The 22,904-nt window shown below is 35.4% G+C and carries 24 protein-coding genes; 15 read left to right on the forward strand and 9 right to left on the reverse strand.

Annotation, left to right across the window (positions count from 1 at the left end; genetic code table 11):
• Positions 1-107 precede the first annotated feature (107 nt).
• On the reverse strand, positions 108-494 hold the full coding sequence (locus YQ22_RS10775) for a Fur family transcriptional regulator (RefSeq protein ID WP_071341217.1): 387 nt from the start codon (positions 492-494) through the stop codon (positions 108-110).
• Between the two features lie 120 nt (positions 495-614).
• On the opposite strand from YQ22_RS10775, the gene YQ22_RS10780 reads away from it, so the two are divergent.
• From YQ22_RS10780 to YQ22_RS10795, 4 genes are all read left to right on the forward strand, one after another.
• Positions 615-1,523 (forward strand): NAD(P)/FAD-dependent oxidoreductase, encoded by a 909-nt coding sequence (locus YQ22_RS10780; protein WP_071341218.1) that lies wholly within the window; start codon positions 615-617, stop codon positions 1,521-1,523.
• 117 nt (positions 1,524-1,640) lie between these two features.
• Entirely contained in the window at positions 1,641-2,267 is a 627-nt protein-coding gene (locus YQ22_RS10785; protein ID WP_071341219.1) for a class I SAM-dependent methyltransferase, read from the forward strand.
• A gap of 135 nt (positions 2,268-2,402) precedes the next feature.
• Positions 2,403-3,608 carry a bifunctional alpha/beta hydrolase/OsmC family protein gene (locus YQ22_RS10790; RefSeq protein WP_071341220.1) on the forward strand — a complete coding sequence of 402 codons (1,206 nt, stop codon included), beginning with the start codon at positions 2,403-2,405 and terminating at the stop codon, positions 3,606-3,608.
• A gap of 16 nt (positions 3,609-3,624) precedes the next feature.
• Positions 3,625-3,906 carry a DUF427 domain-containing protein gene (locus tag YQ22_RS10795; protein ID WP_071341221.1) on the forward strand — a complete coding sequence of 94 codons (282 nt, stop codon included), beginning with the start codon at positions 3,625-3,627 and terminating at the stop codon, positions 3,904-3,906.
• 52 nt (positions 3,907-3,958) lie between these two features.
• Here the strand turns inward: YQ22_RS10795 and YQ22_RS10800 are convergent, their stop codons facing one another.
• Positions 3,959-4,207 carry a hypothetical protein gene (locus YQ22_RS10800; protein ID WP_058103995.1) on the reverse strand — a complete coding sequence of 83 codons (249 nt, stop codon included), beginning with the start codon at positions 4,205-4,207 and terminating at the stop codon, positions 3,959-3,961.
• Between the two features lie 130 nt (positions 4,208-4,337).
• Positions 4,338-6,674, reverse strand: a complete 2,337-nt coding sequence (locus tag YQ22_RS10805; protein WP_232231169.1) for an outer membrane beta-barrel family protein — start codon at positions 6,672-6,674, stop codon at positions 4,338-4,340.
• Positions 6,675-6,907: 233 nt separating this feature from the next.
• Here YQ22_RS10805 and YQ22_RS10810 point away from each other — a divergent pair, with 233 nt between their 5' ends.
• Positions 6,908-7,930: a sensor histidine kinase gene (locus YQ22_RS10810; RefSeq protein WP_156894559.1), complete on the forward strand. Its 1,023-nt coding sequence runs from the start codon at positions 6,908-6,910 to the stop codon at positions 7,928-7,930.
• Positions 7,927-8,631, forward strand: a complete 705-nt coding sequence (locus YQ22_RS10815; RefSeq protein WP_071341224.1) for a LytR/AlgR family response regulator transcription factor — start codon at positions 7,927-7,929, stop codon at positions 8,629-8,631. Before YQ22_RS10810 ends, YQ22_RS10815 begins: the two co-directional genes overlap by 4 nt.
• Positions 8,632-8,737: 106 nt before the next feature.
• On the opposite strand, the gene YQ22_RS19390 is transcribed toward YQ22_RS10815, so the two are convergent.
• The 3 genes from YQ22_RS19390 to YQ22_RS10820 form a co-directional block, all read right to left on the reverse strand.
• Positions 8,738-8,860: a hypothetical protein gene (locus tag YQ22_RS19390; protein ID WP_257786202.1), complete on the reverse strand. Its 123-nt coding sequence runs from the start codon at positions 8,858-8,860 to the stop codon at positions 8,738-8,740.
• Positions 8,861-9,089: 229 nt separating this feature from the next.
• Complete coding sequence (locus tag YQ22_RS19395; protein ID WP_257786203.1) at positions 9,090-9,221, reverse strand: hypothetical protein; 132 nt, start codon at positions 9,219-9,221, stop codon at positions 9,090-9,092.
• 181 nt (positions 9,222-9,402) lie between these two features.
• Positions 9,403-10,653, reverse strand: coding sequence for a 3-deoxy-D-manno-octulosonic acid transferase (locus tag YQ22_RS10820; protein ID WP_071341225.1), 1,251 nt, complete (start codon positions 10,651-10,653; stop codon positions 9,403-9,405).
• Positions 10,654-10,743: 90 nt separating this feature from the next.
• Here YQ22_RS10820 and YQ22_RS10825 point away from each other — a divergent pair, with 90 nt between their 5' ends.
• From YQ22_RS10825 to YQ22_RS19110, 5 genes are all read left to right on the forward strand, one after another.
• Complete coding sequence (locus YQ22_RS10825) at positions 10,744-11,898, forward strand: DegT/DnrJ/EryC1/StrS family aminotransferase (protein ID WP_071341226.1); 1,155 nt, start codon at positions 10,744-10,746, stop codon at positions 11,896-11,898.
• A gap of 43 nt (positions 11,899-11,941) precedes the next feature.
• Positions 11,942-12,958: a UDP-glucose 4-epimerase GalE gene (gene galE / locus YQ22_RS10830; RefSeq protein ID WP_071341227.1), complete on the forward strand. Its 1,017-nt coding sequence runs from the start codon at positions 11,942-11,944 to the stop codon at positions 12,956-12,958.
• Between the two features lie 75 nt (positions 12,959-13,033).
• Positions 13,034-14,305 carry a metal-dependent hydrolase family protein gene (locus YQ22_RS10835; protein ID WP_071341228.1) on the forward strand — a complete coding sequence of 424 codons (1,272 nt, stop codon included), beginning with the start codon at positions 13,034-13,036 and terminating at the stop codon, positions 14,303-14,305.
• A 41-nt stretch (positions 14,306-14,346) separates the two neighbouring features.
• On the forward strand, positions 14,347-14,538 hold the full coding sequence (locus tag YQ22_RS18945; RefSeq protein ID WP_083414237.1) for a hypothetical protein: 192 nt from the start codon (positions 14,347-14,349) through the stop codon (positions 14,536-14,538).
• A 24-nt stretch (positions 14,539-14,562) separates the two neighbouring features.
• A complete protein-coding gene (locus tag YQ22_RS19110) occupies positions 14,563-14,700 on the forward strand; it encodes a hypothetical protein (protein WP_156894560.1) in 138 nt (45 codons plus the stop codon).
• 13 nt (positions 14,701-14,713) lie between these two features.
• On the opposite strand, the gene YQ22_RS10845 is transcribed toward YQ22_RS19110, so the two are convergent.
• On the reverse strand, positions 14,714-15,817 hold the full coding sequence (locus YQ22_RS10845; protein ID WP_071341229.1) for an acyltransferase family protein: 1,104 nt from the start codon (positions 15,815-15,817) through the stop codon (positions 14,714-14,716).
• 34 nt (positions 15,818-15,851) lie between these two features.
• Positions 15,852-16,367 (reverse strand): alpha-ketoglutarate decarboxylase, encoded by a 516-nt coding sequence (locus YQ22_RS10850; RefSeq protein WP_071342565.1) that lies wholly within the window; start codon positions 16,365-16,367, stop codon positions 15,852-15,854.
• A 117-nt stretch (positions 16,368-16,484) separates the two neighbouring features.
• On the opposite strand from YQ22_RS10850, the gene YQ22_RS10855 reads away from it, so the two are divergent.
• Positions 16,485-19,280: a 2-oxoglutarate dehydrogenase E1 component gene (locus tag YQ22_RS10855; protein ID WP_071341230.1), complete on the forward strand. Its 2,796-nt coding sequence runs from the start codon at positions 16,485-16,487 to the stop codon at positions 19,278-19,280.
• Positions 19,281-19,305: 25 nt separating this feature from the next.
• The gene (odhB, locus tag YQ22_RS10860; RefSeq protein ID WP_071341231.1) at positions 19,306-20,526 is read left to right on the forward strand and encodes a 2-oxoglutarate dehydrogenase complex dihydrolipoyllysine-residue succinyltransferase; all 1,221 of its coding nucleotides are present in this window, start codon (positions 19,306-19,308) and stop codon (positions 20,524-20,526) included.
• Positions 20,527-20,566: 40 nt separating this feature from the next.
• On the opposite strand, the gene YQ22_RS10865 is transcribed toward odhB, so the two are convergent.
• Positions 20,567-21,016, reverse strand: a complete 450-nt coding sequence (locus tag YQ22_RS10865; RefSeq protein ID WP_058103983.1) for a retropepsin-like aspartic protease — start codon at positions 21,014-21,016, stop codon at positions 20,567-20,569.
• 37 nt (positions 21,017-21,053) lie between these two features.
• On the opposite strand from YQ22_RS10865, the gene YQ22_RS10870 reads away from it, so the two are divergent.
• Together YQ22_RS10870 and YQ22_RS10875 are read left to right on the forward strand one after the other, a co-directional pair.
• A complete protein-coding gene (locus tag YQ22_RS10870; protein ID WP_071341232.1) occupies positions 21,054-21,821 on the forward strand; it encodes a TatD family hydrolase in 768 nt (255 codons plus the stop codon).
• 28 nt (positions 21,822-21,849) lie between these two features.
• Positions 21,850-22,875: an asparaginase gene (locus YQ22_RS10875; protein ID WP_058103981.1), complete on the forward strand. Its 1,026-nt coding sequence runs from the start codon at positions 21,850-21,852 to the stop codon at positions 22,873-22,875.
• Positions 22,876-22,904: the final 29 nt, after the last annotated feature.

Here is a 22,904-nt window from a genome sequence, read left to right on the forward strand (position 1 = left end):
CAACGTAAGCCTTTCAGGAAACTGAGAGGCTTTTTTTATTGATACTTTGAATGTTTTCTTTCTGATACTTCATCAGGTGAATTCTATCAGGTTACTACAACAAGAGATTAAATTTGTGAGCAATTATTGCAAAACCCGGATATAATTAGATTGTGGACTTTTGCCACGTAACCATCAGGCAATGGTACAGATATATCTCGTTCTAAACATTCCACTTTTCCACATTCTAAACATCTAAAATGCATGTGGCTGTGAGAATGTAGCTGCTTTTCTTCTCCACAATTGGAACATAGGGCAAAGTATTGTTTACCATCGTCGCCAACAATTTTGTGTACTTTACCGTCTTCACAGAATCTGTTTAGAACTCTATAAATGGTAGCTCTATCAATATCAGATTCAATATTGGCTTGTATCATATCATGGCTTAAGGCATTCCCCGAAGATTTAAGTACTTGCAAAATTTCGGTTTTAGATGCTGTTTTTCTTCTCTTCATAGTTTTAATGCGACTATGTTGCAATATACTAAAATTTCATTACATTTGCATTGTATTAAAGCGACATAATCGCATTAATGAAAATGTTTTGTTTTAAATTAATATTCAAAATACACTTATATGGTAGATAGTAAAATTTTTGATGTTATTATTATTGGAGGTAGTTATGCAGGTTTATCAGCTGCAATGTCCTTAGGTAGGTCATTGAGAAGCGTATTAATTATTGATGGTGGTAAGCCCTGCAATAGGCAAACACCACACTCACATAATTTTATTACACAAGACGGTGTAGAGCCGAGCCGTATTAATGAACTGGCAAAAGATCAAGTGCTTAACTATGATACCGTTGAGTTCATTGAAGATTTTGCCCTTAATGCCAAAAAAACTGAGTCAGGTTTTAATTTTACGACGTTATCTGGTACAGTTTTCAATGCCCATAAATTGATATTTAGTAGCGGCATAAAAGATATTATGCCAGATATACCGGGTTTTTTTGATTGTTGGGGTATCTCTATCATTCATTGTCCTTATTGCCATGGTTTTGAAAATAAAGGTAAAAAAACGGCTATTTACGCTAGTATACCTAGAGCTTTACATTTGGCTCCATTGATCAAGAATCTTACTGGTAACCTAACATTGATCATAAAAAATATGACCGATTTAAAAGAAGATGAAATTCAAATATTAAAGAATAATCAAGTTAAGTTTATAGTTGCTGATATTACTTCAATTGAACATGATTTGGGTAATTTAAAAAGTATAGGTTTTAGCAATGGAGAAAAACATTCTTTTGAAGCTCTATACGCATCGTTACCATTTGAACAGCATTCACAGATACCTCAAGAACTAGGGTGTGCCTTTACTGATGACGGGTATATTGATGTTACCCCTTTTCAAGAAACTTCTATAAAAGGTGTTTATGCCTGTGGAGATAATTCAAATACGTTACGGTCAGTTGCAAACGCGGTCAATAGCGGAAACTTTACCGGTGCCAAGGTCAATGCAGATTTGGCCAATGAGCAATTTTAATGATTGCTTTTATAGGCTATTGCTAATGGTCAAAAAAATATGTATGAGATCATAATTGAGGTTAGTGGTGAACAAAGTCATTTTCTGTAATAGAGTATGCCTTAAAAACTGATTGTTATGGATGATTTTTGGGAACTTAGTTTTAAGAGAAACACTGTCATGTGGGGAAAAGAACCAGCCGATGCCGCGGTTATGGTAGCCAATAGTTTTAAGGTTAAAGGCTACGATGAAATTTTAATACCCGGCTGTGGCTATGGTAGAAATGCCTTGCCCTTTATTGCTATGGAAATGAATGTTACAGGAATAGAAGTTTCGGCTACAGCTATAGCTATTGCATCTAATTTGGCACCTGATAAATTCAAAATTTATAATGGTAATGTAACCGATATGCCATTTGATCAAAAGTTGTATGATGGTATTTTTTCCTACTCGTTATTGCACCTTTTAAATAGTGTACAAAGAAGTAACTTAATAAATAATTGTTATAACCAGCTTAATATAGGAGGTTCTATGGTTTTTGTTACGTTGTCTACTAATGATCATCAATTTGGTAAAGGAACCAAGATTTCCAATAACCATTATTTATCCAAACATCATATTGAATTATATTTTCATGACACCGCTTCTATTCACAAGGAATTTAGTGATTATGGTATAAGTAATGTAAGAGAAATTATTGAGCCTGTAAAGGGTATGAAAAATGCTTTAAATCAGCATTTATGGATGATTACCTGTACCAAATAAACTGTTGGTTCATAATAACTATGAGTAGGTTTGTGTAGATCATATGGTTTACAAGTATAGTAGGTGTTGTAAGTTTTTGGTTGAATTCACCTCTAATACTATAATATTGGTTGAATTGTAATTAAAACAATAGTTATGGGTTTTGAAAAAGTATCTTTTATTAATTCTCAAGGAAAAAAATTAGCGGCACGACTAGAAAGACCTGATAACCAAGAACCTCATAGCTATGCTATTTTTGCGCATTGTTTTACTTGTAATAAGAACTTTTCTGCGGTTCGTAATATATCAAGGGCATTGGTGAGTAAAGGTATTGCCGTGCTAAGATTTGATTTTACCGGACTTGGAGAGAGCGAAGGGGAATTTGAAGAGACCAACTTTTCCTCTAATGTGTCCGATCTTATTGAGGCTGCGAAATATTTAGAACAGCATTATAAAGCTCCATCTTTATTAATTGGTCATTCTTTAGGTGGTGCTGCCGTAATATTTGCTGCGTCTGAATTAGATTCTGTTGCTGCAGTTTCTACCATTGGGGCGCCATCTTCACCAGCTCATGTACAACATTTATTTAAGTCCAATGTAGATGAAATAAATGCAACAGGTAAGGCAAAAGTGAATATCGGAGGACGCGATTTTACCATTAAAAAGGATTTTATAGATGATATTGAATCTAAACCCATGAAAGAGGTCCTAAAGAATTTAAGAAAACCGTATTTGGTGCTGCATTCTCCTCAAGATACCGTTGTAGGGATTGAAAATGCAAAAGAATTGTACCAATATGCTCATCATCCAAAGAGTTTTATTTCTATTGATAAGGCTGATCATCTTTTAATGGATAGTGTAGATTCTACCTATGTAGGTAATGTTATTGCAGGTTGGGCAGAGCGGTATTTGGATATTCCTAAAGGTACACCTTTAAAAACATCTCACCAGGTGGCAGTAAGTATTGGTAATGAGGGTTTCACCTCTGAAATAGTGGCCGGTAATCATTTGTTGATTGCTGATGAGCCAAAGGATTTTGGCGGTAATGACTTTGGTCCGTCTCCTTATGATTATGTTTCTTCAGGATTAGGTGTTTGTACGGCCATGACGTTGAGAATGTATGCTTCAAGAAAAAAGTGGGACTTACAAAAGGTTATAGTACATGTTGATCACGGTAAAGAACATGCTCCTGATTCTCAAAATACCTCGACTATTAAAAAGATCGATACTTTTAAACGAAGTATAGAATTGTTCGGTGATTTAGACGATAGTCAAAAGAATAGGTTAATGGAAATTGCAGATAAATGTCCAGTACATAAAACCTTGTCCGCAACATCGGTTATAATAACAAAACTTAAATAAAACAAACTAAAATAATATGGTAAAAGCTATATGGAATAATACGGTAATTGCAGAAAGTGATGCTACGGTACAGGTTGAAGGCAACCATTACTTTCCACCTTCAGCAATTAAAAAAGAATACTTTAAAACTACGGATACACATACAAGTTGCCCCTGGAAAGGAGTAGCATCTTACTATGATATAGAGGTTGATGGTGATGTCAACAAAGATTCCGCATGGTATTATCCAGAAGTATCAGAATTGGCAAAAGGTATTAAAGGGTATATCGCTTTTTGGAAAGGGGTAGAAGTAAAGTGAAATAAAAAGGACCGGTTATTCCGGTCCTTTTGTTTTAAGCTTGTATTGTTATCTATGCTGTGGCATTCTGTGGTGCCCAGTGACTGCATGACATACCTGGAGCTGCTTTTTGTGGGTTAGCGCAATCGCTAGATTCAAACTTTACACAGGTTACACAATTAGTCTCATCTTTTAAGGCTGCTTTCATTTCAAAACTATCACACGTATAACTATTTCCTACTTTTACGCCATGCACCTTACACGTGTTGCCTTCAACCAAATTATCACAATTAACACAACTATTTCCAAATCTTATCGACATAATCTTCTATTTTAAGTTCCTAATAAATTTACATTCACATACGTTTAGAAGCAATTTAAATAGCTGTAGTTCAGTAGTATGTATTTAGATTATTTAAAAATAGCTGAACATGTGTTTTATATGTTTTAACTTAAAAATGTTTTTGACCAGAAAACTCCATAGCCTCTCCTTTACCGAAACCAAAACTAATACCCAATGTGATAAATCTTCCGCGCTTACTATAATCTCTTAGGTAGTAGGTAGGTTGTGTGGTTATACTTTCACTTATACGCGACGCAAATACATCACGTACACTCAAGTTTACAATAGCTTTACCTTTTAAAATCTTTTTTCTTGCCCCAAAATCCATAAATAAATTTTCAGATACTTCTTGTTGCAAGGTTCTATAATTTGATCGGTAATTACCTATAAGTTCAATGTCAATATCTGCAGGTAATTTAAATTTACCTGTAAGTCGCGTAGACCATTGGTCTCCTGTAAAATCAAATGAGCTTCCTTCAAAATCCCCTTCACGGGCAAAGTGGCTATAATTAAAATCATTTGTAAACGACACCCAGTTTGCAGGTATGTATTTAGCATTGAATTCAATACCAGTAGTGTTGCTTGTGCCCACATTTTCTGGTCTGGATATACTTAAATTGTCCTCAAATTCTACGATCCGTTCCACAACATCTTCAGTATGTCTGTAAAACACGCCCAGGTTCATAGACATTTTACCAATTTTATAGATACTGGTTACCTCAAAACTGTCCGTGAATTCAGCTTGTAAATCGGCATTACCGGTACTGATACTAAAGTTATTCCTAATATTGAAAAACGGATTCAGATCCCATAGTCGTGGTCTAAATATACGTTTAGAATACCCTGCTTGTAATGAAAGGTCATCATTGATCTTATAAGAAGTGTGCCCACTAGGAAATAAGTTGTTATACTTGTTGTCATTGGCAACGTTGGTGTTTCTCAATAGTGTGGCAACATCGGTATCTTCAAAGCGAAGCCCTACTTTAAGCCCCCATTTATCGCCTTCGTAAGCTGTAGTGCCATAAATGCCCAATACCTTTTGAGTCCACTCAAAAATATTGGTCAGGTTTGGGTCTTCTATAAAGTTTGTACCGTCATAATTACTTATGGCAAAATCGTTTTCTACATCATTAATTTGATATTGTGCACCGGTTTCCAATGTAAATTTTTCTGACCAAGGATGTGTATAATCTGCTTTGAACGTATATTCTGCCTGGCTAAAATCTGTTCTACTTTTTTGAAGCATGTCATCTTCATTACCAAAAGTTGTAGTATTCGTGAAATTACTGGTCTGATCTTTCGCAAACAGATTTCCGGTAGCGCTTAATAGTAGAGATTGTTCTTCATTACTTTCAAAGTCTTTTTTGTATTGAAGTTCATACGAGTATTTTGGATTGGTTGCTTCGGTTAATTCTTGTCTTCTAAAAGCATCGGTCAACGAGTTGCTTGCATCAAATGTGCTAAAAATGGCATCTGCATTTTCTTTCTCCCATTCATAGGCAAAATTTCCTGAAAGGGTAATGACGTTTAGATCGTTTATATGATAATCGGTTCCTAAGATGAGATTGAAAAACGTCTCGTTTTTGTCATTTTCTCCAAAACTGCTAATGTAGGTACCATCTTCTAAATTTCTGTTTTCAGTTTCCTCATCACTTGGAAAAGTTCTACGACCAAAACCAACTTGACTGAATAAATTGAATTTTTCTGTTCGTCTATTAAGGCTTAGACCCAAACTGTGGTTGTTGGGTACACCTGTATTAAGGGTAACCGCACCGTTAAGTCCTTTTTTCTCCTCTTTTTTTAAGACGATGTTTATAATGCCCGATGTGCCTTCTGCATCATATTTTGCAGATGGGTTCGTAATTACCTCAATGCGTTCTATCATATCTGCGGTTAAGGTTCCCAATGCGTTCCCTTGCTCATTAGCAATTACGGAAGGTTTACCGTTGATCAACATTTGTACACCTTGACTTCCACGTAAGCTTACGGCTCCTTCTATATTAACGTTAACAGATGGGACGTTGTTTAAAACCTCTAATGCACTAGCGCCGGTACTGCTTAAGTCTGCCCCAACATTAAAAACACGTTTGTCCAGTTTAAATACGGTTTGGCTAATTTCTCCTTCTACAACAACTTCATCTAATTGTTGTGAATCTTCTGAAATGGAAACAGTGCCTAATTCAATTTTGTTATTGGTAATAGTAGGGTTATCAAATCTTTGGGTGGTAAACCCTATAAAACTGACTTCAATATAAAAATCAGAAGCCGTAGTTTCAAGAACAAAACTGCCATCCTGTAGGGTAGTTGTACCAACAATTGGCTTTTGGTTAATTGGATCGCCTACCAAAACTGTGGCAAATTCTATAGGTTCGCCATTATTTGTCTCTATAATTTTACCAGTGATCGTAATTGTATTTTGTGCCAATGCTGTTTGGCTAAAAAGCATTGAAACTAATATTATAAATGAGTAGTAAATTGGTTTGTACATGTTAAAGGTTGATAAGTTGAACTGTAAAAGTGCGCATAACTAATTTTGTTTTATTCTTAAATTCTGCAAACGACATTTGTTGTAGTGCAAACGACATTTCTTTTTGACGTGGCGTTTACCAGTAAAATAATGTCGATGACAGCCTTAATAAAAAGCGTAATCCAATTATGTAGTATTTTTAAATAATGACCATGAATTCTAAATTTAATAATAGCACAACCAAAGAAATTATCTTTCAGGTGCTACTGCATATTGTGGTCTTTCTTTTTTTTACGTTTGATAGAAATGAACCTGAAATTGAAGGTTTTAAAGTGTTGGCTTTTTTAAACTACTCCTTAGGTGCCTTTGTGGTCAATTACCTATTGTTGCCCAAATATTATTATAGGAAAAGATATTTGCAGTTTTTTCTTTTTCTGATTATTCTAATTAGTGCTATTATATCTTTTGAAGAGTTGGTTCTAGAGCAAATTTTTTATCCCAATACACGTGCAGTATATTTTCCGGGAGTGGTCTATAGCCTGTTAGATGTAATGCCGGTAATATTAATTTTAGTAGGGTTCAAATTTGCTTGGGATGCCTCTAAAAAACAATTGGAGGTAGAAGAGTTACGTACTTCCGTTAAGGAAAGTGAGTTGTTGTTTTTAAAGTCACAGATCAATCCACATTTTTTATTCAACAATTTAAATAACCTTTACTCATATGCCATAGAAGAATCCTCAAAAACGCCTTCTATTATTCTTGAATTGTCTGCAGTGCTAAGATATATGCTTTATGATTGTAAGGAAAAGTATGTAGCCTTACCCAAAGAAATGGAACATTTAAAGAACTTTACGCAATTAAATGAAATGCAGATAGAGGAACGGGGTAATGTTAACTTTAAAACCGAAAATATAAAGAGCGGCTATCTAATAGCCCCTTTAATTCTATCTGTTTTTATAGAGAATGCCTTTAAACATAGTACGGCAAGTCAGTCTCATGGTATTTTTATTGATGTAAATGTATCATTGGATGAGAAGGGAGTTTTAAATTTTGAATGTAGAAATTCATTCTTAAAACTATCTAATACCCAAAGTATTTCAAATGGTATAGGTTTGCAAAATGTGAAGAAAAGACTCGAATTACTATACCCAAAAGTGCATAAATTGCATATTCAAAAGGAACAGCATATTTATTATGTACATTTAAAATTACAATTGATACAGGCAAGCTTATGATGCAGTGTGTTATAATAGAAGATCAACCGCCAGCGCAAAGAGTGCTTAAGAAGTATATTTCAGACATAGGCAACTTGCAGTTAAAGGCTACGTTTGCCGATGCAATTTTGGCAATGGAGTATCTAAAAACGGAGCATGTAGACCTAATTTTTCTAGATATTCATTTGCCTAAGATTTCAGGAATTGAATTTTTGAATGTTTTAAAGCAAAAACCTAGCGTAATATTGACCACGGCATTTTCAGATTATGCCTTGGAAAGTTATGAGTATGGGGTGGTGGACTACCTTTTAAAACCGTTTTCATTTAAGCGATTTGTGCAAGCGGTCCATAAAGTGCCAACCAAAGAAAATCTTTTAATGGTTGGTACAGTTCAAAATGATAATGTTTTACCTGATGTGATTTTTGTAAAATCTGGATATGAACATGTTAAGATTGAAGTGATGGATATAAGTCATATTAGGTCCGATGCGGACTATACGGAGATTCATTTGGTAAAACACAAATATCTGTCGCAAGAAACCTTAAAATACTGGCAAGAGCACCTAAATAGCCTTAAGTTTTTAAGAGTGCATAAATCTTACATCGTAAATATGAGCAAGATTAAAAAAGTGATTGGAAATCATGTGGTATTGGAAAGGAATGTGAGGGTGCCTATTGGTAGAGCCTATAAAGAGGATTTTATGAAAAGTATTATAAAGTAAATGTAGTTGGAAGAAGCTTTTCTCTAATGACGGATAAATATAAAAAAGCCCCTTTCAAAGGGGCTTTTATAATGTAATTTTTTGCAATAAGCTTTAATTTAAAAGATTAGACAATCCCTAAAAGGGTTAATATTGCACCTACCGCAACAACAGCCAAAAAAGCATTCATTGCTATAATAAGTACGGATAGATAAGTTTCTACCCCTGTTTTAAATGATAAATTGTTCATAACATTACCTACTTTAAAGTTACTCTACTAAAGTTAGTTGAAATGAGCAACTTTTATCTAGTAATTGTTGTAAAAACTTACAAAAACAACGTAAAACCTTACTTATTTGTGGTTGATACTTCTTGATAGATGCATTTTATCCGTAAAATTGGTGTTTCATCGATGTTGAACTATCAGTAATGTTCTTGAAGTCAACTTTTAAAAGCTTTGATGTAAATGTTACTTGTAATTATTTGATCAGTCCTAACCAATCTGCTATACCTGCAAGTGGTACTGCTAGAAGAATTAGAATTAAACATGTAATCATTAATTTGAGAAATCCGTTGAGCATTTTTACTCCAGAAGTTAGTTCTTGTTCCATAATCATACTTATATTGTTCTGTTCTCAATATAAGTATTAGAAGTGTAAAGTGCTGTAATATAGTGATGTAAAATCGATTAACGTATCATATAATCAGGGGAATGCACCCAAATTGAGTCTATGGTAGTCTAATTTTGAGCTAAATATTCGGTAGTTTATAAGTTTGGTTGGTGTGAATACTTCAATTTTTTGTCCCTAAAACTGAATTTAATTCATTCAGTATACATGGTGTGGCCCCAGCTTTTTCTTTAATGTATTTAGAATTGATTTGTCCGGTTAATTCCCGTTTATCGTTGTCGTTGAAGAATTCGTCTACTTGCTTTTTTAATTCTAAAAAGCTATTTACAGAAATAATACCACCTAATGTTACTAGTTCTTCCGCTTCTGCAAAACCTTCGTATTTTTTCCCAATAATTACGGGTATCTCAAAAACAGCAGGTTCTAATGTGTTGTGTAATCCTGTAGCGAAACCACCGCCAACATATGCAATGTCTGCATAACTGTATATTTTGGTCAATAACCCAATGGTATCGATAATTATAACATCGTAATCATTTAATACTACCTTTTCATTTAAATCAGAATAGCATATAACAGATTTATCAATAGATGAAACTATATTTTTTATATGATCAGCTTTCATAGTGTGCGGCGCGATCACATATTTAATAGCATATTTACTTTGGTTGATATAATCAATTAGTAGTTTTTCATCCTCAGGCCAAGTGCTACCTGTTACAAAACAGAACTGTTCATCTTTGAATAATTTCATAAATTCCAGGTCGTTATTGCGCTTTGTTATTTCAAGTACCCTATCAAAACGAGTATCTCCTGCAACGGTCACATTTTTTAAACCAATAGATTTTAATAAGTCTGAAGACATGGAATTCTGAACAAAAATATGAGTGAAATTTTTTAAAGCTTTACGCATAAAATGACCGTACCACTTGAAATAGGATTGTTTCTTTTTGAATAAGGCAGAAATTAAAAAAGTGGGGGTATTCAAATTTTTAAGGGCGGCTAAATAATTAGGCCAAATTTCATATTTAATGAAAATGGCAATATCTGGGTGTGCCATTTTTATAAATGATTTTACATTGTTTTTAGTGTCTAATGGTAGATAACATATTACATCGGTAACTTTGCTGTTTTTCTTTACTTCGTACCCTGATGGAGAGAAAAAAGTAAGTAGGGTTTTGTAATGTGGATATGATAATTTTAATTGCTCCAACACTGGTAACCCTTGCTCAAATTCACCTAAAGAGGCGGCATGGATCCAAATTACTTTATCTTCTTTAGAAATGGACTTTTCAATTATGGAAAGCGAATTTTTTCTGCCATTTACAAAAAGGGAAAGCTTAGTGTTTACCAATGCCAAGCCTTTTAAAATTACAGAAGCAATTACCGCTATGAAGTTATAAAGAATATACAAACTGATGCTTTTGGGCTAAATTACGTTTCTTTCCATAAAATTAGTGTTGCCCGTTTCGTATTTTTGTTGCACTTCATGTAATTACAACAGATGAAAAAGATACAAATGGTAGACCTAGGAGGTCAATACCAAGAAATTAAAGAACAGGTAAATAACTCAATTTCTCAGATATTAGAGACATCAGCATTTATTAATGGTCCAGAAGTTCATGCATTTCAAAAGGAACTGGAGGAGTATTTACAGGTAAAGCATGTCATTCCCTGTGCAAATGGTACAGACGCTTTGCAAATTGCAATGATGGGGTTGGGTCTAAAACCTGGGGATGAGGTGATTACTGCCGACTTTACCTTTGCCGCTACGGTTGAGGTAATTGCATTGTTACAACTTACGCCGGTTTTGGTAGATGTATATCCAGATACTTTTAATATTAACATTGAAGCGATCGAAAAGGCCATTACCCCTAAGACAAAGGCTTTAGTGCCGGTACATCTTTTTGGGCAATGTGCTAATATGGATGCAATTCTAGATTTGGCAAAAAAGCATGATTTATTTGTTATCGAAGATAATGCACAGGCAATAGGTGCCAGGTATTATGCTAAAGATGGTGCTAAGCAGATGGCCGGAAGTATTGGGCATGTTGGTGCCACTTCTTTTTTTCCTTCTAAAAATTTGGGCTGCTATGGTGATGGCGGCGCTATTTTTACTAATGATGATGAATTGGCACATACACTTCGTGGTATTGTTAACCATGGTATGTATGAGCGTTACCATCATGATGTGGTTGGGGTAAATTCTAGACTAGATTCTATACAGGCTGCGGTACTTAGGGCAAAATTGCCAAAATTAGATGGCTATTGCGAAGCAAGAAGAAATGCGGCAAGAGCATATTCCAAAGCATTTGAGGGTCAAGAGCATATCATAACCCCGGTGACCGTGAATAATTGTGAGGGAATTTGCGATGTGTGCGATTGTCATGTGTTTCATCAATATACGTTGAGAATAACAAATGGCAAAAGAGATGAGCTGGGACAATTTTTAGCAAAGAATGAAGTTCCTTTTGGTGTATATTATCCTATCCCGTTGCATAAACAAAAGGCATATTTGGATGATAGATACAATGAGGCAGATTTTCCTGTGACCAATCAATTGGTGATAGAAGTAATTTCCTTACCGATGCATACGGAATTGGATGAAGAACAGATTAACCATATTACGCAGTTGGTTATCGGGTTTGTTAATGGGTAGTGCAAAGTTTTTTTAATTTGGCAACGTTCAAATAATATAATAGATGAAAGTATTAGTAACAGGAGGTTTAGGTTTTATTGGCTCACATACTGTAGTAGAATTACAGAATAAAGGGTTTGAAGTGGTCATTATTGATGATTGTTCTAACTCTGATGAAAGTGTGCTAGAGGGTATTGAGGCCATTACCGGTAAAAAGCCACTTTATGAAAAACTGGACCTTAAGGAAAAACAAAAAGTCGAGGACTTTTTTCAAAAATACCAAGATGTTACTGGAGTTATACACTTTGCCGCATCTAAGGCGGTGGGAGAGAGTGTTGAGAAACCATTATTGTATTATGAAAACAACATTGGTACTTTAGTATACATATTAAAGGAGCTTTGTAAAAAGAATAAGGCAAGTTTTATTTTTAGTTCTTCTTGTACGGTATACGGACAGGCAGATAAAATGCCAATTACCGAAGATGCACCGGTCAAGGTGGCAGAATCTCCATATGGCAATACCAAACAAATGGGTGAGGAAATTATTGCAGATACCTGTAAAGTTACTCCTGGTCTTAATACTATTGCCTTACGATATTTTAATCCTATGGGAGCGCATCCAAGTGCGAAAATTGGAGAATTGCCAAAAGGGGTTCCACAAAATTTGGTGCCCTTCATTACTCAAACAGGTATTGGACTTAGAAAAGAGTTATCTGTTTTTGGAGACGATTACCCTACACCTGATGGCACATGTATTAGAGATTATATTTACGTAGTGGACTTAGCCAAGGCACATGTGGTAGCTTTAGAGCGCTTGCTTAATGGTGACAATGCATCTAACTACGAAGTATTTAATGTAGGTACGGGTAAAGGTAGCTCGGTTTTAGAGGCTATTAAAAGTTTTGAAAAGGTTTCAGGTAAAAAGTTAAATTATAAAATTGTAGATAGAAGACCTGGAGATATTACAACAGCATATGCAGATACTACCAAGGCAAATAAAGTGTTAGGTTGGAAAGCTGAATATACTTTAGAAGAGGCAATGAATTACGCTTGGATCTGGGAGCAGAAAATTAGGGATTGATTTTTCGATACTATCAATATAAATAAGGGGAAATATGGTTATATTTCCCCTTATTTAATTTAAATACCACCTCTTATGAAAAATTCTCTATTTGTATTGTTCCTGTTTGTTATAGGTCTGGCTAATGCACAGGACACTTACTTACAATGCGGTAAAATTGTTGACGTTGAATCTGGTAAAATTTTATCTGAAAAGACAATTATAGTATCGAGCAATAGGATCAAGGAGATTAAAAATGGTTATGTATCGGGTAATGATACGGATATGGTGGTAGATTTAAAATCCAAGACCATATTACCGGGTTTTATAGATATGCATGTGCATATAGAAAGCGAATCTAGCCCATCTAGATATTTAGAAGCATTTACCTTGAACGAAGCTGATGTGGCATTTCAATCTACGGTGTATGCTAAACGGACTTTAATGGCCGGTTTTACAACAGTTAGGGATTTAGGTGGTTCTGGTGTGAACATTGCCCTCAAGAAAGCAATTAATAAAGGAACAATAGTTGGTCCAAGAATTTTCACCGCCGGAAAATCTCTTGCTTCTACAGGTGGACATGCGGATCCTACCAACGGAAGAAGTCAAGAATTAATGGGTGATCCAGGACCAAAAGAAGGGGTGGTCAATTCTCCGGAAGATGGCAGAAAAGCAGTTCGTCAACGATATAAAGATGGTGCAGATGTTATTAAGATTACCGCAACCGGGGGTGTTTTAAGTGTAGCTAAAAGTGGTCAAAATCCACAATTTACTATTGAAGAAATAAAAGCGATTACAGATACTGCAAAAGATTATGGTATGCTTACCGCTGCACATGCACATGGTGATGAAGGTATGCAAAGAGCTATTTTAGGCGGAATTAAAACTATTGAACATGGTACATTAATGTCTGAGGAAACTATGGATCTTATGATCAAGCATAATACTTTTATGGTGCCTACCATTTCTGCCGGTCAAGAGGCTGCTAGGTTAGCCAAAATACCTAACTATTTGCCGCCGGTAGTGGCTAAGAAAGCCTTGGAAATAGGACCTAAACTCAATGAAACTTTTGCAAAAGCTTATAAGAAAGGGGTAAGTATAGCCTTTGGTACAGATTCAGGGGTGTCTCCCCACGGTGATAATGCTAAGGAATTTGTTTATATGAACAAGGCGGGTATGCCCGTTATTGAGACATTACGTTCAGCTACAATAACCAATGCTATGCTTTTAGGCGAGGCTGATTTAGGACAAATTAAAGAAGGGTATATTGCTGATATTGTTGCTGTAAATGAAAATCCTTTAAATAATGTGGAAACCCTTACAGATGTAGTTTTTGTGATGAAAGAAGGGGTCGTTTATAAACAATAATGGTATAGAAGGTTTGGCTAATTCTTGAAAATAAGCTTTGCATGAAAATCAATGTTGATACTAGTAAGCAGTTGGTGCAAATAGCATTAGGTGACTTCCTTTTTGAAAAATTGGTTAAACAAGTGGAGAAAGATTTCATTCTTGCCAATAATCCATTGAAAATCACGAAAACTATAGATGGCGTTAGCTTCATTGCCCTTATTCGTGAAAAGGTCTATTACTTAATGATGTAGCATTTTGCAGAATACCTCAATCTTATGTATATCATAGATATTCCTGAAAAGGAGTTTGAACATATTCAAATTACGGATACTGTAGATGTAGCTGATCAAATTACTTTTTTGATTTTAAAACGGGAATATAAAAAAGTGTGGTACCGTAACAGGTATCAATAAGATGATATCAAGATTACACCTTTATATAAATGCCTTTTTTATCCATGATATAACCTACTAGCCAGCAAGTGAACATTATCCATAAAGCAAAGAATAACGAGCCAAAGTAATCACCTGCTATATGTATAAAGATGTTATCTGCAATCCAGTTGTAGGCGGTTGTGCCCTTCATTGATATTTCTGCCAAACTGATGATAAAAAGTTCAGATAATAGGTAGATGAACAGTGTATTTCTGCCAAATACTTCAAAGAAATAAGTCCATTTTCCAGGTTTGGACATATCTAATAGGTAAATAAGAATGGAGATTATAAAAATATCTATTCCAATGGTTAGCAAAACAAAAGAACTGGACCATAGTTTTTTATTGAAAGGGAATGTGAGGTCCCATGCAAATCCTGCTATTATGAGAAGTCCGCTAACCATAATCAATTTGGCAATGGTCTCAAAATTCTGACCGTTCTTTTGAATGAATTTACCAGTAAAGAATCCGGCTATAACATTTACAATGGCAGGCAATGTGCTTAATAATCCTTCTGGGTCAAAAGCAACACCGCCATTTCCGTGGTACATATGGTCTGCTCCAATAATGAATTTGTCAAGTTTTAATACGGCATTCCCGGTTAATGATAAATCTCCGAATGCCATTAGGATAATATGATAACCAATAAGAGCAATGGCGCTAAAGATCAAAACAGTTTTAGTCTTGAAATAATGTAATAAGATCGATGCAAATAGGTAGCAGAGGGCAATGCGCTGCAGTACACCAAAAATTCTGGTTTCTGCTATTGGTTTTAAACTCCCATTCTCAAAAAATGGGAACCAATACATTAAAAACCCTAATAGGAAAATAATGCTAAAACGTTTAAAAACCTTTTTTAAGAATTCAGAACTTGCCACATTTTGGTATTTTTTCATGCTAAAGCTCATAGCGTTTCCTACTACGAATAAGAAAGTAGGAAATACTAGATCCGTTAACGTAAATCCGTTCCAAACCGCATGTTTTAAAATGCCAAAACTGGTATCGCCATTTCCGGGGGAATTCACAATGATCATTAAAGCGACATCCATGCCTCTAAAGACATCTAATGAAAGATACCTCTTTTTCAATGTATTCATGTTGGTTGGTTTGGTATTGGTAAGATAGTAATTTTTAGAAGTACACGCGTACAAATGGCATTAGTGCATTTCCGTATATGCTTTTGTTGTCGTCATACAATAAATCATATCGCAATCCCATTGTAACGTTTCGGGTGCTGTAACCCGCACCTATGAAAAATGCAGGTAGCCAGTAGTTATCTTCAATATCTATAGTTGAGGTTGCAATTGTTCTGTTGATCCTAAGTTGTTCAAAATCTGCGGACATTTGAAGTTGGGGAATAGGGTTATAGAGAGTAAGAACACTCCCGCCGTATGCTAGAAATTTGTCTTCATCAAATTTGGCATAGTTGAAACTTAAACTGGCACCAGAAGCAAATTGCTCATTGAATTGATAAATGGCACTTGGGGAAATAGAGCCATTGAATCCGTTATTTGTAAATCCTAATCCAATACTTCCACCAAATCTTACGTTATTCCAGAAATCAGAATTGTTCCTAGTGGTTTGGGCCAGTGAAAAGGTGATATTTAATGTGATAAAACCAATGAATATCATTTTTTTTAAGCTCATAGGGCGATTTTGTTTTAAAGTTTCATTTTTTTCAATAATACTTGGCATTCTATCGTTAGATATTGTAAATGTTGTATTTTTGTTAGAAATTTATTCTAAAGATACAGAAAGTAATTCATGGATAAATATTCCTTTTTGAATACCGCTCATACCTCTTTTTTTTCAGAGTTATACGATAAGTATTTAGTAAATCCGGATAGTGTAGAACCAAGTTGGAGAGCCTTTTTTCAAGGATTCGACTTTGGGATGGAAAGTTCATTAGATGAACTTGAAATTGATGAGAACAGAACTACTGTTGTAGTAAACGGTAATAAGAGTGAAATGCCAGAATCCTTGCAAAAAGAGTTTCAGGTAATCAGACTTATTGACGGTTATAGAAGCAGAGGTCACTTATTTACGAAAACAAACCCGGTTCGTGAGCGAAGACATTATGAACCTTCATTGGAAATAGAAAATTTCGGACTTTCATCGTCTGATCTTGAAACCGTTTTTAATGCAGGTGATATAATTGGTATAGGTCCAAGTGCCCTCAAAGAAATTGTTAGACATTTACAAAGTATCTATTGCGATGCTATTGGTGTTGAGTATATGTATATTCGAAAACCAGAGCGTGTAAAATGGATTCAAGACTGGATTAATGTCAATGACAACCATCCTGATTTTGAGCCGGATAGAAAAAAGCATATTCTTAAAAAGTTGAATCATGCCATTTCTTTCGAGACTTTTTTGCATACAAAATATGTGGGTCAGAAAAGATTCTCCTTAGAAGGGAATGAATCATTGATACCTGCCTTAGATGTAATTGTTGAGCGTGCCGCAGAAATGGGCGTAAAGCAGTTTGTTATGGGTATGGCACACCGTGGAAGATTAAATGTTCTAACCAATATTTTCGGAAAATCGGCTAAAGATATTTTTAGTGAATTCGATGGTAAGGATTATGAGCAGGAGATTTTTGATGGCGATGTTAAGTATCACCTAGGCTGGACTTCAGATAGAAAATCTGATAACGGAAATAAAATTAACATGAGCATTGCACCAAATCCTTCTCACTTAGAGACTGTAGGTGCAGTGGTTGAAGGTATTGCAAGGGCAAAGCAAGATGCGGACTATCAAGATGATATTTCAAAAGTGCTTCCTATTGTAGTACATGGTGACGCCGCCATAGCAGGTCAAGGTTTGGTATATGAAGTTGTCCAAATGGCTGGTCTTGATGGTTATAAAACCGGAGGTACTATACATATTGTAGTAAACAATCAAATTGGATTTACCACTAACTATCTAGATGCTAGAACATCTACCTATTGTACAGATGTAGCCAAAGTTACTTTGAGTCCAGTATTGCATGTTAATGCTGATGATGCCGAGGCTGTGGTACACGCATCACTTTTTGCATTGGAATATAGGATGCAATTTGAGAGCGATGTATTTATAGATTTGTTAGGGTATAGAAAGTATGGGCATAATGAAGGTGATGAGCCAAGATTTACCCAGCCAAAACTATACAAAGCTATTTCCAAGCATAAGAACCCAAGGGATATTTATGCTGAAAGACTAATTCAAGAAGGTGTTATTGACGATACCTATGTTTCTGAATTGGAAAAACAGTATAAAGATTCATTAGAGGAAAAACTTGAAGATTCACGTAAGGAAGATAAAACTGTAATAACCCCGTTCATGGCAGATGAATGGAAAGGTTTTGAAAATGTTCGTGAATGGGAAATGATGGACCCGGTGAATACCAAGTTCACCAAGACCAAATTAGATAAAATTGCCAAAGTAATAACTGCGTTGCCAAAGGGTAAAAAGTTTTTACGCAAAGTAGAAAAACTAGTCAAAGATCGCTACAATATGTATTTTGAAGCGGATAATTTGGACTGGGCCATGGGTGAATTATTGGCATATGGTTCTCTTTTAGAGGAAGGTTATGCTGTGCGTATGTCCGGACAGGATGTTGAACGTGGTACTTTCTCTCACCGTCATGCCGTCATGAAGGTTGAAGAGAGCGAGGAAGAAATAATCTTGTTGAACCAGCTTTCTGATAAGCAAGCAAAGTTTCAGATTTATAATTCACTTTTATCGGAATACGGTGTTGTAGGTTTTGATTATGGTTATGCCATGGCCAGCCCTAAAACATTGACGATATGGGAAGCTCAGTTTGGGGATTTCAGTAATGGGGCCCAAATTATGATAGACCAATATATTTCTGCCGCAGAAGATAAGTGGAAACTTCAAAATGGTTTGGTAATGCTCTTACCACATGGTTATGAAGGTCAAGGTGCAGAACACTCTTCCGCTAGAATGGAGCGTTACTTGCAATTGTGTGCAAAAGATAATATGTACATAGCAGATGTAACTACACCAGCGCAAATGTTCCATATTTTGCGTAGACAAATGAAGGCTAATTTTAGAAAGCCATTGATCATTTTCACTCCTAAAAGTTTGTTGAGACATCCAAAAGCTGTGTCTAAAATAGCGGATTTAACAGGTGGTGGTTTCCAAGAGGTCATAGATGATGAGACTGCAGATGCTAAAAAAGTAAAATCATTGGTATTCTGTACAGGTAAGTTCTATTATGATCTTTTAGCTGTTAAAGAAGAGAATAGTAGAGATGATGTGGCACTGGTAAGGGTTGAACAATTGTTCCCTATTCCGGAAAAGAAAATGAAGGAAGCCATTGCAAAATATAAGAATGCAGACGATATTGTTTGGGCTCAAGAAGAACCTAGAAATATGGGTGCATGGAGCCATTTATTAATGCATTTTGACGAAGCTAGAACTTTTAGGGTTGCTTCAAGGCGTTTTTATGCAGCTCCGGCAGCAGGTAGTTCTGTGCGTTCAAAAGCACGTCATCAACAAGTTATAGATTACGTTTTTGATAAAACGAAGGACAATATGTCCAAACCAAAAAAATAAAATAACATATCAAATTATAGAAAGAATGATTCTAGAAATGAAGGTCCCATCGCCGGGAGAGTCTATCACAGAGGTGGAAATTGCAGAATGGTTGGTAGAAGATGGTGATTATGTAGAAAAAGATCAAGCGATTGCAGAAGTGGATTCAGATAAAGCTACTTTAGAATTGCCTGCTGAAGCAAGTGGTACAATTACTTTAAAAGCAGAGGAAGGTGATGCTGTTGCAGTAGGTGCCATTGTTTGCTTAATTGATACCGGTGCGGCCAAACCAGATGGTGAAGCCAAAACCGCAAGCGCACCAAAAGAAGAGAAAAAAGAGGAGCCTAAAAAAGAAAAAGCTCCGCAGCCAGCTCAAGCTAAAGAAACTTATGCTTCTGGTGTACCATCACCTGCAGCTAAGAAAATCTTAGATGAAAAAGGAGTGGATAGTAGTGCCGTTTCCGGTTCAGGTAGAGATGGCAGAATTACCAAGGAAGATGCTGTAAATGCAGTGCCTTCAATGGGATCGCCTACAGGTGGTAGTCGTGGAGAATCTAGGTCTAAGCTATCAATGTTGCGTAGAAAAGTTGCCGAAAGATTGGTTTCTGCAAAAAATGAAACAGCAATGTTGACCACTTTCAATGAAGTGGATATGTCTGCAATTTTTGAGCTAAGAAATAAGTATAAAGAAGATTTCAAAAGCAAACATGGGGTTGGTTTAGGTTTCATGTCATTTTTTACAAAGGCTGTAGTGAGAGCTTTGGAAATGTACCCTGCCGTAAATTCTATGATTGATGGTAAGGAAATGATTTCTTATGATTTCTGTGATATCAGTATTGCGGTATCGGGTCCTAAAGGTTTAATGGTGCCTGTTATTCGTAACGCTGAAAACTTAACCTTCAGAGGGGTAGAGGCAGAAGTGAAAAGATTGGCTATCAGAGCTCGTGAAGGTGAAATTACCGTTGATGAGATGACAGGTGGTACATTTACTATTACTAATGGTGGTGTATTTGGTTCTATGTTATCTACGCCTATTATCAACCCACCGCAAAGTGCTATTTTGGGTATGCATAATATAGTTGAAAGACCAATTGCACGTGACGGGGCTATTGCTATTGCACCAATTATGTATGTTGCATTGTCATATGATCACCGTATTATTGATGGTAAAGAATCTGTAGGGTTCTTGGTGGCAATCAAAGAAGCAATAGAAAATCCGGAAGAAATATTGATGGACAATAACGTTAAGAAAGCTTTGGAAATGTAATTTTCTAAAACTAGAATAAAGTTAAAAGCGTTGAGGTCACTCAACGCTTTTTCTTTTTTAAATAGATGCATTTTTTACCGTAGTCGATAATTGCTTTTGATTTTTTTAGAATATCGGCACCTATAATTCCGTCTACCGGCTCTGCATTATGTGCGGTAAGGGCTTCGTTTACATGTTTCAAATCGAAAAGTACAATTTCAAGATTGTGAAATTCCCATGAATTTAAATTGATGGTGTTGCTCTTGGAGACTAATGTTTCCATATTCGTGGCACCGGCACCGGCAGCTTTTATAACAGACTCTTCGGAAATTAATTTAAAATGCTCAATTTTATCCATACCAATACAGGTATTCGATGCGCCTGTGTCCAATATAAATCTGCCTGGCACCGAATTTATTTCGGCATAGATTTCAAAATGATCGGTTGCGGTTAACTCTAAGGGAATTCGTACGTAATCTTTATCCTTCAAAAATTTTTTGAGGGTACTCATAATTCATTTTTTTCAAAGATAAGCCTATTTTTGCCGCATGATTATAACAGATACGCATACGCATTTATATAGTGAGGCTTTTGATGAAGATAGAAAAGAAGCGATTGAGAAAGCAATTGATTTAGGAGTGGAAAGGTTTTTTATTCCCGCTATAGATTCTTCCTATACGGAAAGCATGTTGGCACTTGAAAAGGATTTTCCAGGACGCATGTTTTTGATGTCGGGATTACATCCTACACATGTAAATGAGAATTTTGAGCAAGAGCTCTTACATGTAGAGGAAATGCTTGAAAAACATACCTATTATGCAGTGGGTGAAATTGGCATCGATTTATATTGGGAAAAGAAGTATTTAAAAGAGCAGAAAATTGCTTTTAAAAAGCAGATACAACTGGCTAAAAGAAAGAATTTGTCTATTGTCATACATTGTCGTGATGCTTTTGATGAGGTATTTGAAGTATTGGAGGGGGAAAAGGGTAATGGACTAAGAGGTATTTTTCATTGTTTTACCGGTACGCTTGAACAGGCGAAAAAAGCTATTTCGTATAATATGAAATTGGGTATAGGTGGTGTGGTCACATTTAAGAATGGTAAAATAGATACATTTTTAAAGGAGATAGAATTAAAGCATATTGTACTGGAAACAGATTCACCCTATCTGGCGCCAACTCCATATAGAGGGAAAAGAAATGAAAGTGCGTACATCATCAATGTACTGGAGAAAATGGCTGATGTTTACGGGGTTTCTAATGAAGAAATTGCGTTAGTAACCACTAACAATTCTAGAGAAGTGTTCGGTATTTAAAGTTGAATGAATAATAGGTAGTTGTAATATGGATAAAAGAAGCATTTTATTGATTTATACAGGTGGTACGATTGGAATGATGAAAGATTATTCATCTGGGGCGTTAAAGGCTTTTGATTTCTCGCAATTGCTAAAAAATATACCAGAACTTAATCAGTTAGATTGTACGATATCAAGCTTTTCGTTTGATTACCCTATAGATTCATCCAATATGAACCCTGGTCATTGGATCGCTATTTCAGATATTATCGCTGATAAATACCATGAGTATGATGGTTTTGTAGTGTTACATGGTAGTGATACTATGAGTTATACGGCGTCTGCTTTAAGTTTTTTGTTGGAAAACCTTTCAAAGCCGGTAATTTTAACAGGATCTCAATTGCCCATTGGTGACTTAAGGACAGATGCTAAAGAAAATCTTATTACTGCTATTCAAATTGCAGCTTTGTATGAAAAAGGAAAACCTGTAATACAAGAAGTAGGGTTGTATTTTGAGTATAAATTGTATAGAGGAAATAGAACTACTAAAATAAATGCGGAACATTTTCAAGCTTTTGCTTCTTTGAACTACCCTCATTTAATAGAATCGGGAGTGCATTTATCGGTTTTTAAAGAATATTTACTGCCCCAAAAACGAAAATTGCCGTTAAAATCACATAAAAATATGGATGACAATGTGGCTATTTTAAAAATTTTTCCGGGAATTAATGAAAATATTATCGACGCAATTTTAAACGCCAAAAATTTAAAAGCGCTGATTTTGGAAACTTATGGGTCGGGAAATGCTCCAATGGAAGAATGGTTTTTAAAGAAATTAAATAATGCAATAAATAAAGGAATTCATATAATTAATGTCACCCAGTGTTCTGGTGGTGCGGTTATGATGGGGCATTATGAAACAAGTTCAAGATTAAAGAAAATGCAAGTGGTTAATGGTAAGGATATTACGACTGAAGCTGCTATAACCAAGGCTATGTATCTATTGGGTAGTGGTGTTTCCCATGACCTGTTTAAAACCGTTTTCGAAACCTCTTTGCGTGGAGAAATGCTGTAAATTTAACAGTAGTTTAATTTCGATAACTA

The sequence above is a fragment of the Maribacter sp. 1_2014MBL_MicDiv genome, assembly GCF_001865655.1.
Classification (GTDB): Bacteria; Bacteroidota; Bacteroidia; order Flavobacteriales; family Flavobacteriaceae; genus Maribacter; species Maribacter dokdonensis.

Excerpts from the sequence above, each read along its gene's own strand:
- YQ22_RS10855 (WP_071341230.1), top strand. The coding sequence starts at position 16,485 with ATGGATAAATATTCCTTTTTGAATACCGCTCATACCTCTTTTTTTTCA.
- YQ22_RS10785 (WP_071341219.1), top strand. The coding sequence starts at position 1,641 with ATGGATGATTTTTGGGAACTTAGTTTTAAGAGAAACACTGTCATGTGG.
- YQ22_RS10780 (WP_071341218.1), top strand. The coding sequence starts at position 615 with ATGGTAGATAGTAAAATTTTTGATGTTATTATTATTGGAGGTAGTTAT.
- YQ22_RS10870 (WP_071341232.1), top strand. The coding sequence starts at position 21,054 with ATGATTATAACAGATACGCATACGCATTTATATAGTGAGGCTTTTGAT.
- YQ22_RS10875 (WP_058103981.1), top strand. The coding sequence starts at position 21,850 with ATGGATAAAAGAAGCATTTTATTGATTTATACAGGTGGTACGATTGGA.
- YQ22_RS10790 (WP_071341220.1), top strand. The coding sequence starts at position 2,403 with ATGGGTTTTGAAAAAGTATCTTTTATTAATTCTCAAGGAAAAAAATTA.
- YQ22_RS10850 (WP_071342565.1), bottom strand. The coding sequence starts at position 16,367 with ATGAGCTTAAAAAAAATGATATTCATTGGTTTTATCACATTAAATATC.
- YQ22_RS10800 (WP_058103995.1), bottom strand. The coding sequence starts at position 4,207 with ATGTCGATAAGATTTGGAAATAGTTGTGTTAATTGTGATAATTTGGTT.
- odhB (WP_071341231.1), top strand. The coding sequence starts at position 19,306 with ATGATTCTAGAAATGAAGGTCCCATCGCCGGGAGAGTCTATCACAGAG.
- galE (WP_071341227.1), top strand. The coding sequence starts at position 11,942 with ATGAAAGTATTAGTAACAGGAGGTTTAGGTTTTATTGGCTCACATACT.
- YQ22_RS18945 (WP_083414237.1), top strand. The coding sequence starts at position 14,347 with ATGAAAATCAATGTTGATACTAGTAAGCAGTTGGTGCAAATAGCATTA.
- YQ22_RS10775 (WP_071341217.1), bottom strand. The coding sequence starts at position 494 with ATGAAGAGAAGAAAAACAGCATCTAAAACCGAAATTTTGCAAGTACTT.
- YQ22_RS10810 (WP_156894559.1), top strand. The coding sequence starts at position 6,908 with ATGAATTCTAAATTTAATAATAGCACAACCAAAGAAATTATCTTTCAG.
- YQ22_RS19390 (WP_257786202.1), bottom strand. The coding sequence starts at position 8,860 with ATGAACAATTTATCATTTAAAACAGGGGTAGAAACTTATCTATCCGTA.
- YQ22_RS10815 (WP_071341224.1), top strand. The coding sequence starts at position 7,927 with ATGATGCAGTGTGTTATAATAGAAGATCAACCGCCAGCGCAAAGAGTG.
- YQ22_RS10845 (WP_071341229.1), bottom strand. The coding sequence starts at position 15,817 with ATGAATACATTGAAAAAGAGGTATCTTTCATTAGATGTCTTTAGAGGC.
- YQ22_RS10835 (WP_071341228.1), top strand. The coding sequence starts at position 13,034 with ATGAAAAATTCTCTATTTGTATTGTTCCTGTTTGTTATAGGTCTGGCT.
- YQ22_RS19110 (WP_156894560.1), top strand. The coding sequence starts at position 14,563 with ATGTATATCATAGATATTCCTGAAAAGGAGTTTGAACATATTCAAATT.
- YQ22_RS10825 (WP_071341226.1), top strand. The coding sequence starts at position 10,744 with ATGAAAAAGATACAAATGGTAGACCTAGGAGGTCAATACCAAGAAATT.
- YQ22_RS10795 (WP_071341221.1), top strand. The coding sequence starts at position 3,625 with ATGGTAAAAGCTATATGGAATAATACGGTAATTGCAGAAAGTGATGCT.
- YQ22_RS10805 (WP_232231169.1), bottom strand. The coding sequence starts at position 6,674 with ATGCTTTTTAGCCAAACAGCATTGGCACAAAATACAATTACGATCACT.
- YQ22_RS10865 (WP_058103983.1), bottom strand. The coding sequence starts at position 21,016 with ATGAGTACCCTCAAAAAATTTTTGAAGGATAAAGATTACGTACGAATT.
- YQ22_RS19395 (WP_257786203.1), bottom strand. The coding sequence starts at position 9,221 with ATGGAACAAGAACTAACTTCTGGAGTAAAAATGCTCAACGGATTTCTC.